Source organism: Streptomyces sp. NBC_01431 (assembly GCF_036231355.1).
GTDB lineage: Bacteria > Actinomycetota > Actinomycetes > Streptomycetales > Streptomycetaceae > Streptomyces.
Map to the genome: position 1 here is coordinate 256875 of NZ_CP109497.1, position 13181 is coordinate 270055.

General features: G+C 71.3%; 13 protein-coding genes. 8 read left to right on the forward strand and 5 right to left on the reverse strand.

All coding sequences use genetic code 11. The annotated features are described in order from the left end of the window. Positions 1–4 precede the first annotated feature (4 nt). The 4 genes from OG522_RS38600 to OG522_RS38615 all read right to left on the reverse strand — a co-directional run bounded on the left by OG522_RS38600 (position 5) and on the right by OG522_RS38615 (position 4935). Positions 5–715, reverse strand: coding sequence for a sulfite exporter TauE/SafE family protein (locus tag OG522_RS38600; protein WP_329468116.1), 711 nt, complete (start codon positions 713–715; stop codon positions 5–7). Next, positions 712–2322, reverse strand: a complete 1611-nt coding sequence (locus OG522_RS38605; RefSeq protein ID WP_329468117.1) for an amidohydrolase family protein — start codon at positions 2320–2322, stop codon at positions 712–714. Before OG522_RS38605 ends, OG522_RS38600 begins: the two co-directional genes overlap by 4 nt. Next, positions 2319–3587: a uracil-xanthine permease family protein gene (locus tag OG522_RS38610; RefSeq protein WP_443074879.1), complete on the reverse strand. Its 1269-nt coding sequence runs from the start codon at positions 3585–3587 to the stop codon at positions 2319–2321. The genes OG522_RS38605 and OG522_RS38610 overlap by 4 nt, the downstream gene beginning before the upstream one ends. Positions 3588–4179: 592 nt before the next feature. Beyond that, on the reverse strand, positions 4180–4935 hold the full coding sequence (locus tag OG522_RS38615; RefSeq protein WP_329468625.1) for a GbsR/MarR family transcriptional regulator: 756 nt from the start codon (positions 4933–4935) through the stop codon (positions 4180–4182). A gap of 222 nt (positions 4936–5157) precedes the next feature. Here OG522_RS38615 and OG522_RS38620 point away from each other — a divergent pair, with 222 nt between their 5' ends. From OG522_RS38620 to OG522_RS38630, 3 genes are read left to right on the forward strand one after another with little or no spacing between them, the layout of a single operon-like run. Next, positions 5158–5823: a DUF4097 family beta strand repeat-containing protein gene (locus OG522_RS38620; RefSeq protein WP_329468118.1), complete on the forward strand. Its 666-nt coding sequence runs from the start codon at positions 5158–5160 to the stop codon at positions 5821–5823. A gap of 31 nt (positions 5824–5854) precedes the next feature. Further along, a complete protein-coding gene (locus tag OG522_RS38625; RefSeq protein ID WP_329468119.1) occupies positions 5855–6865 on the forward strand; it encodes an ATP-binding cassette domain-containing protein in 1011 nt (336 codons plus the stop codon). After that, the gene (locus tag OG522_RS38630) at positions 6862–7653 is read left to right on the forward strand and encodes an ABC transporter permease (RefSeq protein WP_329468120.1); all 792 of its coding nucleotides are present in this window, start codon (positions 6862–6864) and stop codon (positions 7651–7653) included. Before OG522_RS38625 ends, OG522_RS38630 begins: the two co-directional genes overlap by 4 nt. Before the next feature lie 152 nt (positions 7654–7805). Here OG522_RS38630 and OG522_RS38635 read toward each other — a convergent pair whose 3' ends face one another. After that, positions 7806–9005 (reverse strand): MFS transporter, encoded by a 1200-nt coding sequence (locus tag OG522_RS38635; protein ID WP_329468627.1) that lies wholly within the window; start codon positions 9003–9005, stop codon positions 7806–7808. Positions 9006–9277: 272 nt separating this feature from the next. Between OG522_RS38635 and OG522_RS38640 the strand changes: the two genes are divergently transcribed. The 5 genes from OG522_RS38640 to OG522_RS38660 all read left to right on the forward strand — a co-directional run bounded on the left by OG522_RS38640 (position 9278) and on the right by OG522_RS38660 (position 13134). Next, complete coding sequence (locus OG522_RS38640; protein ID WP_329468121.1) at positions 9278–10069, forward strand: class I SAM-dependent methyltransferase; 792 nt, start codon at positions 9278–9280, stop codon at positions 10067–10069. Beyond that, entirely contained in the window at positions 10066–10620 is a 555-nt protein-coding gene (locus OG522_RS38645) for a GNAT family N-acetyltransferase (protein ID WP_329468122.1), read from the forward strand. Before OG522_RS38640 ends, OG522_RS38645 begins: the two co-directional genes overlap by 4 nt. 170 nt (positions 10621–10790) lie before the next feature. Next, a complete protein-coding gene (locus OG522_RS38650) occupies positions 10791–11552 on the forward strand; it encodes a GNAT family N-acetyltransferase (RefSeq protein WP_329468123.1) in 762 nt (253 codons plus the stop codon). Between the two features lie 184 nt (positions 11553–11736). Further along, the gene (locus OG522_RS38655; RefSeq protein ID WP_329468124.1) at positions 11737–12021 is read left to right on the forward strand and encodes a polyprenyl synthetase; all 285 of its coding nucleotides are present in this window, start codon (positions 11737–11739) and stop codon (positions 12019–12021) included. Between the two features lie 39 nt (positions 12022–12060). Next, positions 12061–13134, forward strand: a complete 1074-nt coding sequence (locus OG522_RS38660; protein ID WP_329468125.1) for a polyprenyl synthetase family protein — start codon at positions 12061–12063, stop codon at positions 13132–13134. The last annotated feature ends 47 nt before the right edge of the window (positions 13135–13181 follow it).

Below are 13181 nucleotides of genomic sequence, written 5' to 3' on the forward strand. Positions count from 1 at the left end.
GGGCTCAGGGGCCCGCGATGAGGACGGTGCCGGAGACCAGGGCGAAGACGAGGACGAACAGCCGCATCCTGCGGGCGTCGATTCGCTGGTGCACCACGCGGCTCAGCCACGCCCCCGCGGCGATGGCCGGGAGCAGCGCGGCCGCCCAGCCCAGATCGGCGACGTGCCCCCGCCCGGTCGCGAACAGCAGGGTCAGCGAGGCCACTTCGCCCACCAGGAAGCAGGCCGCGACGGTGGAGCGCAGCTCGGCGGGGGGCCGGTGCTGGTAGACCAGCGCGAGCGGGGGACCGCCGACCCCGGTCGCCGTCTCCGTCAGGCCGGTCACCAACCCCGCGCCGACATACGCGACGCGGCCGGGTGCGAAGGCGGGCGCGGCCAGGCTGACGAGCGCCGCCAGGACGGTGGAGACACCGACGAACAACCCGATGCTGCGGTCCGGGATGAGCCAGAGCAGCGCGAGCCCGCCCGGCGTCGCGGCCAGCCGGGCCACCGCGATCCAGCGGGCCCCGCGCAGATCGAGCGAGCCGCGTTCGCGCCAGGTGACGTACAGGTTCAGCGGGATCATCGACGCGAGGACGAAGACGGGCAGCAGCGAGGGGTCGAGGATGCCGGCCACCGGGGCGACGACCAGCGCGAAGCCGAGCCCGCTGCCGCCCTGGACGAACGCGGCGATGCCCACCGTGACGGCGAGGATCACCAGGGTCTGAGGGGTCACTGTGCGGTGCTCCGGTTCGGTGCCGTGGTGTTCAGTGTGGCCGTGTTCCGCGCGTGCGGTGTGTTGCGCGTGTTCCGTGCGGTGGTCGTCTCCCGTGTCTCCGTGTTCTCCCGTGTCCCTGGGTTACGCAACTCCGGGTCCCGCGTCGCCGTGTTCCGTACCGGTATGTCCGGAGCCGTGGTACTCCTCCGAAGCGCCCTGGTCCGTACCGCCGTCTCCCGTACCGCCGTGTTCCGTGCGGTCGTTGAGGTGGGGTGTGCGCGGGTGAGGGGTGCCCGTGCCACGGCGGACCGGGCCAGGGCCGCGGCGCGGCGCACCAGTTCCGGGCCGTCCCAGTCGGTGGGCTGACCGTGCCACAGTCGCAGGCGACCGGCCACGAACACGGCGCTGATCTGGTCGCGGTTGCCGCGGCGTACCAACTCCCAGGGCAGGTCCCAGGACAGTGCGAGTTCGGGGGTGGACACGTCCACGAGCAGGAAGTCGGCCGCCATCCCGGCGGCGATGGTGCCGGTGCGGCCGCCGAGGCCGACCGCGTCCGCACCCCCGGCGGTGGCATGTTCCAGCCAGGTCCAGCCCGCCCCGCAGGACGAGTCGCCGGTGGTCAGCCCGTACGCCAGCCGTTGGGCGAACTCGGCGGCCTCCGCGAGCCGGAACCCGTCCCCCCGGGTTCCGTCGCTGCCGATCCCGAAGCGGACACCGCGCTCGGCCAGCGTGGTGGCGGGGGCGACCGCGTTGCCCTTCCAGGCGCTCGCAACAGGGTTGTAACTGACGGCAGTTCCCGTGTCGGCCAACAGCGACACCTCGCGGGGAGCCAGCAAAGTGGTGTGGGCGGCCAGGAGGTGGGGGCCGAGGGCGTTGATGCTCCCCAGGCGCTCAAGTGGCCGCAGGCCGTGCCGCAGGAGGGAGCGTTCGACCGCCGCCAGATGCTCGTTCACGTGCATCTGGACCACCGCCCCGGCCTCGGTGGCGAGGCGCACCGTCGCGTGCAGGGTGGCGTCGGTGGCAGCTTCGGGGATGGAGATCGCGAGCGAGGGATGGATGAGCGGGTCGTCGGTGTACGCGGCCAGGTGCTTCTCGGCCCGTTCGATGACCGCGGCGGAGTCAGTGTCCGCGGCGGTGTCGTCGCAGATCAGCCCGAGCACGCAGCGGATCCCCGCGTCCCGTGCTGCGCAGGCGACGACGTCGGTGTCCACATCGGCGCGCGTCCCGGCGTCGGTGACGGTGGTGAACCCGCCGCGCAGCGACTCCAGCGCGGCGAGCTTCGCCGCCACATAGGCCGATTCCTCGTCCAGGGCGCCTTCGAGGGGGACCCACACCCGGCGGAAAATCTCCGAGGGCTCACCGAAGGCGAGGGCGGCGCCGAAACTCTGGGTGAGATGGTGGTGGCTGTCGACGAAGCCCGGCATGAGCAGGTGGCCCGGCAGGCGCAGGGGTTGGAGATGCGGATACATACGCTCCAACTCCTCGGTCGGCCCCACCGCCTCGAACGAGCCCGCGGAGACGACCACCGCGTACAACTCCATGACTCCTTCCGGCAGCAGGACCGCGTCGGGGATGAGGAGCAGAGGGCCGCGCGTGCGCAGCCGCTCCTGGGTGTGCTGGTTCATCGGGTGCCTTCGGTGCGCAGATCGGGGCGTACGGACAGCCGGGCGGCGAGGGCCGGTCCGACGTGGTGGAAGAGGACGTTGAGGACGGCCGCGACGAACGCGCCGACCGCGACGCCGCTTTCGAGCAGGATGCGGGCGGTGGAGGGGAACCCCTGGTACACGTCGGGCACGAGGATGGGCAGCAGGCCGAGCGCGAGAGCGACGGCGCAGATGAACGTGTTGGTGTGCCGGTCGAGGTCGCAGCGGGCGAGCATCTGCACGCCGAGCACCGTGATCACGGCGAAGACCACCATGGCGGTGCCCCCGACGACCGGGGCGGGGACGACGCTGATGGCCCGGGTCACCGGCGCGAGGAACCCGATGGCGATGAGGACGACCCCGGCGGCGGCCGTGACGAAGCGGCTGCGTACGCCGGTCACGCGGACGATCCCGATGTTCTCCCCGCTCGTCACCATCAAGGGCATCCCGAACAGGCCGCCGAGTGCCGAGACGAGCGCGTCACCGCGGACCGTCCGGGGCACGGCCACCCGCTGGTCGATCTCCCTGCCCACCGCCTCGGCGTTGATGACGGTCTGGCCGGTGGCCTCCGCCATGGACGCAAGGCTGTAGAGCATGAGCGGCAGGGCGGCCAACACGTCGAACCGCGGCGAGCCGAAAGGCATGAGCCGAGGCACGTCGACCCAGCCGCCCTGGCCGAGGTGGCCGAAGCTCACGTCCCCGAGGAGCAGCGCGAGGGCCGTACCGGCGATGAGGCCGAGCATGACGGAGAGCTGGCGCGGGACGCCGCGGAGGAGCAGATGGAAGACGACCGTGAACCCGATGGTCGCCATACCGAGCGCGAGATGGCCGGGAGCGGCGAAACCGTGTTCCCCGGGACGCCCCGTGACCAGGATCGCCCCGACCTTCACCAGATTGACGCCGACGATCACGATCATCGTGCCGATGACCAGGGGCGGGAAGAACTTCAACAGCCGTGCGAAGAGCGGCAGTACGGCGAAGGTGAAGACGGCGGTGAGGATGACCGCCCCCGCCGCGACGCGCAGGCCGTGCGCGTCGGCGATGGCGAGGAACAGGATCAGCGGCGCGCCGCCCGGCAGCATGACGAACGGCAGCCGGGGCCCGAACTTCCAGAGCCCGACGGACTGGATCAGCGATCCCACGCCGGACAGCACGAAGGCGGCGGAGAGCAGATCGACGGTCAGCCCCGCGTTCAGCCGCAGGGTGGCGCTCATCAGGAAGATGGCGGAGATGGGGGTGGCCGCCATGACCAGCACGTGCTGAACCCCAAAAAGCAGAATCCGGCCCAACGGGCGCGTCTCATCGACGGGGTGAGGGGAGGTGCCGTCGGTTTCGGGGTGGGGGGCAGGAGCGGCGGTGGTGTGGTCGGTTGCCGTACGGGGCGGTGAACCGGCGGTCGCGTCTTCGGCTCCCGTGCGGGGCGGGGACGCGGGGGGCGTGGCCACCGCTTCCGTACGGGAGAGGGCTTCGGGGGGCAGGTCCGGGGCGGTGGCTTGTTCGGGGGCGGTGGGCAGGGAGCGGCGGGGACGGGACACGTGCGAGCTCCGTTCGGGGCGCGTGCGCGGAATTCAGCCGTGGACCGGCCCGGACGGGAGCCACATGCGATCGGCCAAATCGATTTGGCCGCCAGTATGGGGAGGGCGGAGAAGCGGCGTCAAGGGTGGGAGGGGGCCGAGATGGAGGGCGGGATCGGAGGGGAAAGGGCGGGCAATCCGACGAGGCGGCCCCGCTCCCCGCCCGGATCGACTGGCCTCGTGGGCGCGGGATTCCGGGCGCGGTGGGGGCTGACGCCCTGTCGGCGGAGATCGCCGACACCGGCGGGGACCGCCGGGGCGGCTGTTATCCGGGGTCTGAACTCGGCCCGGCGGTGCCGTCCGCGGGCCGGTCGGGCTTCGTGTGGAGGATTTCGCGGGCCTGGTCCGCGGCGCGGGCGATGCTCTCGGAGACGAAGTCGACGAAGCGGGCGATGTTCTCCAGGCGGGCGGCGGCCGGAGTGTCGGGGCCGAGGATGCTGACGCCCTGCCGTGCGGTCTCGGCGAGTTGGGCGTTGGCTCGGGCGCCGGCGATCGTCGACTGGTACATCACGTCGTCGTCAACGACATAGCGCTCGCGGCGACGTTCGTCGCGTTCCCGGCGGATGAGGCCCTGGGCTTCGAGGAACGTGACCGCCTTGGAGACGGACGCCGGGCTGACCTGGAGGCGCTGGACGAGCTCGGACGCGGTGAGGCTGCCCGCGTCGGTGGTGTAGAGGGACGCCAGCACCCGGGACGTCATCTTCGGCAGGCCCTGTTGCATGAAGAGGGCGGTGAACGTCTCCTCGTACGCGCGCACCGCCTCGGCGTCGCGTCCGTGGGCCTGTTCGGGCGCCCGCGCCCCGCGGGGCGCCGCCTGCCTGCGCCGGTGAGTGCGGCGCTCGGTGGCGCGGTGGGCGAGTTCGGCGCGGTAGGCGGTGGGGCCCCCGTTGCGCATGACCTCGCGCGTGATGGTCGAGGTCGGGCGGTCGAGGCCTCTGGCGATCTCCGCGTAGGCGAGCCCGTCGGCCAGCCCCAGCGCGATCTGCTGACGTTCCTGCTGGGTGAGTCTGCCTCCCGGCATCGCGGTCTCCTTCGTGGTCCTGGGGGCCTCCAGCATAGCGTTCATTCTTCATCCATTGCAACGAGCGGGAGGATGGTTGTTGCATTAGAACCATAGCCATTGCAACGTTTTAGCGGCCTTGACCTGCATAAATGTCTAGCGGATGCAACGAGTATGTTGCCGGATCAGCGAATGCAACGTAGCTTTTCACTCATCGGAAACAACGAACCGAAGGAGAGCACAATGCAGAAGTTCGCCACCGCCACCCCGGTAACCGCCGTCCTCGACATCCCCGCGGGGCGCGTCCAGTTCATCGCGGCCGACCGGGCCGACACCACGGTCGTGGTGCTCCCCGCGAACGCCTCCAAGAGCCGCGACGTGAAGGCGGCGGAGCAGACCAGGGTCGAGTACAGCGACGGTGTCCTGCGGATCGACAACCCCGTGAAGAACCAGTACTTCGGCCCGACCGGAGCCATCGAGGTGACCGTCCAGCTGCCCGCCGGCTCCCGTGTCGAGGCGAAGGCCGCCAGCGCCGAGTTGCGCGGCGTCGGACGGCTCGGCGACGTCGCCTTCGAAGGCGCCCACGGCTGGGTCAAGCTCGACGAGACCGAGGGCGCCCGTCTCACCCTCAGCGCCGGCGACATCTCGGTCGGCCGCCTCGGCGGCCCCGCGGAGATCCGCACCCAGAAGGGAGACCTGCGGATCGCCGAGGCCGTGCGCGGCACGGTCGAACTGCGCACCGAGGCTGGTGAGATCTCGATCGGCGCCGCCCGCGGAGTATCCGCCTCCCTGGACGCCGGTACCAGCCACGGCCGCATCCACAACGCGCTCAAGAACACGGACGGCGTCGCCGGCCTGAGCATCCGCGCGACCACCGCCTCCGGCAACATCACCGCCCGCAGCCTCTGAACCGCACACGGCATCTGAAGGAGCATCCCTCATGACCAGCTTGGCCATCGCGGCGAACGGGCTGCGCAAGTCCTACGGTGACAAGATCGTGCTCGACGGCGTCGACCTGGCCGTCCCCGAAGGAACGATCTTCTCCCTGCTCGGCCCGAACGGCGCCGGCAAGACCACCGCCGTGAAGATCCTCTCCACCCTCGTCTCCGCCGACGCGGGTACCGGCGACATCCACATCGGCGGCCACGACCTGGCCGCCGACCCGCAGGCGGTGCGCGCCACGATCGGCGTGACCGGGCAGTTCTCCGCCGTCGACGGTCTGATCACCGGTGAGGAGAACATGCTCCTCATGGCGGACCTGCACCACCTCTCCCGCGCCCAGGGTCGGCGCACCGCCGCCGAACTCCTTGAGCGCTTCGACCTGGTGGAAGCCGCGAAGAAGCCCGCCTCGACCTACTCCGGCGGCATGAAGCGCCGCCTGGACATCGCCATGACGCTGGTCGGCAACCCGCGGATCATCTTCCTCGACGAGCCCACCACCGGCCTCGACCCGCGCTCCCGGCACAACATGTGGCAGATCATCCGTGAGCTCGTCACGGGGGGCGTCACCGTCTTCCTCACCACCCAGTACCTGGACGAGGCCGACGAACTCGCCGACCGCATCGCCGTGTTGAACGACGGCCGGATCGTGGCCGAGGGCACCGCCGAGGAACTCAAGCGGCTCATTCCCGGTGGCCACATCCGGCTCCGTTTCACCGACCCGGCCGCGTACCAGTCCGCCGCCACCGCGTTCAGCGAGCCCGTATTCCCCCAAGCCCCCGGCTCCGCCCGAGCCGGGGGAACCGCCGACGACGAGTCGCTGACGCTGCGGATCCCCAGCGACGGCAGCCAGCGCGAACTGCGCTCCGTCCTCGACCGGTTGGAGTCGGCCGGCATCGAGGCGGACGAACTGACCGTGCACACCCCCGACCTCGACGACGTGTTCTTCGCCCTGACCGGCTCCGACCCGCACCCCGGCCTGCCCAGCCAGCCCAAGGAGGCTGTCCGATGAGCTCCCTGACCCTTGCCGTACGCGACTCGTCCACGATGCTGCGCCGCAACCTGCTGCACGCCCGGCGCTATCCGTCCCTCACCCTGAACCTGCTGCTCACGCCGATCATGCTGCTGCTGCTCTTCGTGTACATCTTCGGCGACACGATGAGCCGGGGCATCGGCGGCGGCGGTGCGGACCGCTCCGCGTACATCGCCTACGTCGTCCCCGGTCTGCTGCTGATGACCATCGGCAGCACCGTGGTCGGGACCGCGGTGTCCGTCTGCAACGACATGACCGAAGGCATCATCGCCCGCTTCCGCACGATGGCGATCCACCGCCCTTCGGTGCTCGTCGGGCACGTCGTCGGCAGCGTTCTCCAGTCGATCACGAGCGTGGTCCTCGTGGGCGCCGTCGCCGTGGCCATCGGGTTCCGGTCCACGGACGCCACCGCCCTGGAGTGGCTCGCGGCCTTCGGGCTGCTCGTGCTCTTCGCCCTTGCCCTCACCTGGATCGCGGTCGGCATGGGCTTGATCAGCCCGAACGCCGAGGCGGCCGGCAACAACGCGATGCCGCTGATCCTGCTGCCGCTGCTGTCCAGCGCCTTCACCCCGATCCACTCCATGCCGGGCTGGTTCCAGCCGATCGCCCAGTACCAGCCGTTCACACCCGCCATCGAAACCCTGCGGGGCCTGCTGCTCGGCAGCGAGATCGGCAACAACGGGTGGCTCGCCGTCGGCTGGTGCCTGGGGCTTACGGTGCTCGGCTACTTCTGGTCGACCTCGAAGTTCAACCGCGACGCGAAGTAACCGCCATGACAGCGCGGGCCACCTCCCGCAATTCGCTCCGCCCCAGGGCGGCGTACTACGACCCCGCGTCGGAGTACGCCGCCCCGTCGGCGTTTCGGGCCATCCATGGGGCCCGCTCCGCCGACATCGTCAGTGACGCCGTCCGCGCGGCGTCACCCCGCCTGATCGGTTCTCGGGAGGCGGTTGATGCGGTACACCTGCGGCACGCAGAGGTTGAGCACCACCGCGGCCGTGAGCAATGCGGCGCACCCCACGAGTACCGTCCCGCTGTCCCAGGCGCGGGCCGCCAGCGCGGTGATGAGGTAGCCGAGAGGGATGGCGAGGCGTTCGCCGATGCTGTTGAACGCGCTCATGCGGCCCAACTCGGCCTGGGGAACGTGCTGTTGGAAGGCGGTGCTCCAGGTCACGATCGCGATGTCGAGCCCGATCCCCGCGAGCACGGCGGTGGCCAGTACGAAGCTGAGCGGCAGGCCCCGGCCCATGGCCAGCAGGGGGAAGGTGAGGGTGAAGCCGGTCGCGACCGAGACCGCCAGCAAGTGGTGCGGCTTCCAGCGCAGGCACACCAGTGTCCCGGCCAGCAGCCCCGTGGCGAACGCGGCCTGGACCAACCCCCAGGCACGTGCGCCCCCGTACCGCTGCGCGGCGATGATCGGCCCGAGGAGCTGGTAGCCGGCCAGCCATGCGGCCACGACGACGGTGCCGGCCGCCGTGTACGTCCACAGCCACGTGCGCGACCAGAAGCCGGTCCAGCCCGCCCGCAGATCGCCCAGGGCGCTGTTGACGGCGAGAGGCGCGTCCAGGCGCAGGCCGAGGAGCAGCAGGGCCGCGACCGCGAAGGTGAGCGCGTCCCAGGCCAGCGCCCAGGCGGGACCGCTGAAGGCGACGACCAGTCCACCGACGACCGGACCGAGCACCTTGACCGCGTTGCTCGGCAGCCGCAGCAGGACGTTGGCCTGCTGGAGGTGTTCGGCCGCGATGATCTGGCTCACTGCTCCCTGGGCCGCGGGCACGGTGAGGGCGGCCGCGGTCCCCGACACGAAGCCGCACACGGCGATCGAGGTGGTCGTCGCGTGGCCGGTGGCGACGGTCGCGGCCAGCGCGCCCTGAGCGGCGGCGGCGAGCAGATTGCCGAGGAAGAGGATCCGGCTGCGGGAGAGCCGGTCCGCGAGAACCCCGCCCGCGAGCAGGAACACGATCGTGGGCACGGTGTTGGTGGCGAGCACCAGACCGAGCGAACCCGCGCCCCCTCCCTCGCCGATCACGGAGTACGCGAGCGCCAGCGGGGCCATCGCGGACCCGGTGGCGGAGATCAGATTGGCGAGTACGAACCGCCGGAAGGCCGCGACCTTCAGGGGTGCCAAACGGATCGTGGGTGTGCTTGCGGCGGTCTTCAACTGTCTCCCTCTGGCCAGGTGTGGCGAGCACCCTAGTACCGACTCGGACCCGGCGCCGCGGCGGGGGGTGATCGCGTTTTGCCTGGTAACAGGCCCAAAGCGAGCGCAAGTTGTCGATGTGAGGGCATGGGCGGAATAGCCGTCGCCGCCGCCGAAAATGCCGCCCCGCACACCGTCACGCCGCCTCCCCACAGCCCAGTTCGGGATCTTGTCCGGGCTATCGTGACCGGATGCCCGAAGCTCCCGAGAAGTTCAACACCGCGATGGCCGCCTGGCAGCAGTGGCAGGAGGCCCCCTGGGGCCGGCTGCGGTACACGGTCGCCGAGGCGAACCTGGCCCGCCATCTCGACGCCCTGGACGGCGGGCCGCTGCGCGTCCTGGACCTGGCGGGCGGCGACGGCGGCGACGCGGTGCGGCTGGCAGCCCGGGGCCACCACGTCACGATCGTCGACTACGCCGCCGACATGCTCGCGGCCGCGCGAGAGCGGGCCACGGCGGGCGGCCTGACCGAGCTGATCACCTGCGTGCAGGCGGATGTGAGCACGCTGCCCGCCGACCTCGCCGACGCGGAGTTCGACGTGGTCCTGTGCCACAACCTCCTCCAGTACGTGGACGACGTGCCCGCCACCCTCGCCGCGGCCCTCGCCCCGCTGAAGCGCGGCGGCCTGTTCTCGGTGATGGCCCTCAACCGGCACTCGGCCGCCCTGAACGTCGCCGTCCGCGAGATGGACCCCGCCGCCGCCCTGGCCGCGCTCGGCACCGACCAGTACCAGGCCCGGACGTTCGACGCGGCGCTGACGCTCCACACCGCCGAGGAGGTCATCCCCGTCCTGCAAAGCCTCGGCTGCCAGGACGTACGGCACTACGGCATCCGCGGCTTCTGCGACTACATCACGGACGACGCACGGAAGTACGACCCGGCCTACTACGCCGAGCTGGAGCAACTGGAACTGGCCACCACGGCTCGCGCGCCCTACATGCACACGGCTCGGGCCTTCCAGCTGACGGCGACCAAGGGGTGAGCCCAATAGCCGTACGGGAGATGCGCGAAGCGGATGTCGAAGCCGTCAGTGCGATCCGCCTGGCCGGCTGGCGGTCCGCGTACGCCGGGATCGTTCCCCCGTCGTACCTGGACGCCATGACGGTGGAAGGCGATGTCGGTCGGCGGCGCACGTGGTTCGCCAATCCGAGCAGGAAATCGACGGAGTTGGTGGCCGTGGACGCGGGCGCGCCCGGCGGGTGGATCAGCTTCGGTCCGTACCGCGGCCAACTGCCCGGAGCCGAACGGGCTGGTGAGATCTACGCGTTCTACGTCCGGCCGGAAATGATCGGCCAGGGCATCGGCCGCGCCCTCCTCGCCCAGGCGCACACACGTATGGCGGCCCAACGCCTCCAGGCATCGGCCCTGTGGGTTCTCGGCGACAACCAGCAGGGCCGCCGCTTCTACGAACGAGCCGGTTACGAGGCCGACGGCGGCACCCAGGACGATGTCTACGACGACACCACCCTCACCGAACTCCGCTACCGGCGGGCGCTCCACCTTCCGGGACCCGCTGGGCGGTTGGGTACCTGACCGGGATCCGCTGGGCGGTCGGCGGCCTGACGTGACCGGGAAATGTGAGGGTCGGGGAGCTGGCCGGGAACCGCCGGGCGGTCGGGGGCCTGACCGGGAAATGTGAGGGTCGGGGACCCGCCCCGGAAATGCGAAGGCGGCCCGGGGGGCTTGCTGCCTAGGGTCGGCCCATGTCCACCTCGCAACTCCCGCGGATCAACGCCTTCCTGTCGGCCTTCGCCCGCCGCCAGGCCGCCCGCACAGTCGACCTCCCCGGCGGATTCGCCGTATACGACGACGCCTTCGCGCATTCGCACGCGAACAACCAGGTCGTCATCGACGCCCCCGTCGCCCCCGAGGCGCTGCCCGCCCTCGCGGAAGAAGCACTGCGGCAGCTGCCCTACCGACTGGTCACCGTCCTGGACGACGAAACCGGAACGGCGTGCGCCGAGCCGATGATCCGGGCCGGATACACCCACTCCACCTACCTGGTCATGCTGCACGCGGGGCCGGTGCCCGAGGCCGGCGCAGCGGAGACGTTGGACCTCGACGCGATGCGCATCCCGCTGACGCGGCGCTGGCGGGGCTTCCTCCCGGCCGCCGACGAGGAGGTCCTGCGCCAGCTCGTCGACCGTCGCGAGACACGTCGCCGCGGGGCCGACGCCGTTCACTTCGTCGGCGCCCGCACGCAGGACGGCGAGGTCGCCTCGTGGGCCGACCTGTATCTCGACCGGGCGACCGGCACCGCGCAGATCGAGGACCTGATCACCTCCGAGAGCCACCTCAGGCGCGGTTACGCCGACGCCGTTCTGGCCACCGCCCTGCGCCTGGCCGCCGACGAGGACTGCGGCACCCGGTTCCTGATCGCCGACGCGGCGGACTGGCCGCGCCACTGGTACGAGCGGCGGGGCTTCGCCGTCGTCGGCCACTCGCACTGCTTCGAACGCGGCTGATGGCGGGACGACGCGCACGGGTTGGCACGTCAGTCTGGTGAGTCACCCGAAGGGTGATCCCTCGCGCGCCCGGGACCAACCAGGTCCAGGCTCGAAGAGGGGACGGGGGTGGGCCATCGACCCCGGGGCCTGGACGGCGGATGACCGCGCTGTCGTACGGCAGGTGGCCGGAGGGGAGGACGGCGTGGCGTACGAACGCGGACCGGCCCGCGGGGCCCGGACAGGCGATGCGGTACTGCTGGTGGCGGGTCTTGCCGATCTCGCGGTGAGTGCCGTGAGCGGTGTGGTGGGGGAGGTGCGCGGACTGCTCGGTCGCGCTGACATGGCCGAGCTGGCCGAAGAGGGCCGACAGGACCTCAGGGCCCGCGGACGCCTCGCCCTGGACCGCTGCGCCACGATTCCGCCGGCCCATCTGGAACTCCTCGCCCAGCACACCCTCGCCCGGCGCGGGGGTCAGGGCGATGCCTGACGGCAGGCGTCCGACGACGGGCAGCGGGCGGGCGGTCCGGTGACCCCGCCCATCACCGGCACGACGGACACCGCCGCGCACGACGGTTTCAAGAGCCGCGTGGACGAGGTGCTGCGGCACTTCGTCAACCAGGAGGTCGACCAACTCCTGGACGTGGACGCCGACTTGGCCCCCGTCGCCGAGCAGCTCGAATCCGCCACCGCCCACGGCAAGCGCCTCAGGGCGGCGTTCTGCTACTGGGGATGGCGCGCGGCCGGACAGCCGGACAGCGACGCGCTGCTGCGGGCGGCGGCCGCGATGGAACTCGTCCACGCGGCGGCCGTCGTGCACGACGACCTCATCGACAACAGCGCCGTACGCCACGGTCTGCCCACTGCGCACATCGCGCTGCGCGCCGCCACGGCCGGCCGGCCGCACCCCAAGACCGCCGCCCGGTCGCTGGCCATGCTGGTGGGGGACCTGCTGATGTCCTGGGCTGGGCAGTTGTTCACCACGTGCGGGCTGCCGGCCGCCTACCTCTCGCGCGCCCGCCCGCTGTGGGCGGTGCTCGCCCGCGAACTGGTGGCCGGGGAGTGCCTGGAGATCCTGCACACCGGCGGCCGCCCTGACCCGTCCACCTCCCTGAAGGTGATCCGCTACAAGACGGCCAAGTACACGGTGGAGCATCCGCTGCACATCGGCGGCGCGCTGGCCGGCGCGCCCCGTGAACTGCGGGCGGCGTTCTCCGAGTACGGGCTGCCGCTGGGCGAGGCGTTCCAGCTGCGGGACGACCTGCTCGGCCTTTTCGGCGATCCGGCCCGCACCGGGAAGGCGAACGCGGACGACATCACCGCACACCGGCCCACCGTGCTGCTCGCGTACACCTGGCAGCACGCATCGCCGGACCAACTACTAGAACTGCAAAGGCTGTTGGGCGCACGCGAGCTCCACGAGGACGGTCTGCGCAGGGTACGGGAGATCATGCACGCCGCCGGTGCCCCGGCCCGTGTCGAATCCATGATCACCGAGCGGATCCGGCTCGCCGAAGCCGTGCTGGACCACACGGACCTGCCCGGCGAAGCCGCCCGCGCGCTGGCCGGCCTGGCACGGACGGCCACCGTCCGCCACCACTGATCACCCCGGCACCACTCACCCCCCTCGTCACCACTGATCCGCCCCCG

Bases quoted from the DNA above. Each gene is read 5' to 3' on its own strand.
- OG522_RS38605 (WP_329468117.1), bottom strand. From the start codon at position 2,322: ATGAACCAGCACACCCAGGAGCGGCTGCGCACGCGCGGCCCTCTGCTC.
- OG522_RS38610 (WP_443074879.1), bottom strand. From the start codon at position 3,587: ATGGCGGCCACCCCCATCTCCGCCATCTTCCTGATGAGCGCCACCCTG.
- OG522_RS38615 (WP_329468625.1), bottom strand. From the start codon at position 4,935: ATGCCGGGAGGCAGACTCACCCAGCAGGAACGTCAGCAGATCGCGCTG.
- OG522_RS38620 (WP_329468118.1), top strand. From the start codon at position 5,158: ATGCAGAAGTTCGCCACCGCCACCCCGGTAACCGCCGTCCTCGACATC.
- OG522_RS38625 (WP_329468119.1), top strand. From the start codon at position 5,855: ATGACCAGCTTGGCCATCGCGGCGAACGGGCTGCGCAAGTCCTACGGT.
- OG522_RS38630 (WP_329468120.1), top strand. From the start codon at position 6,862: ATGAGCTCCCTGACCCTTGCCGTACGCGACTCGTCCACGATGCTGCGC.
- OG522_RS38640 (WP_329468121.1), top strand. From the start codon at position 9,278: ATGCCCGAAGCTCCCGAGAAGTTCAACACCGCGATGGCCGCCTGGCAG.
- OG522_RS38650 (WP_329468123.1), top strand. From the start codon at position 10,791: ATGTCCACCTCGCAACTCCCGCGGATCAACGCCTTCCTGTCGGCCTTC.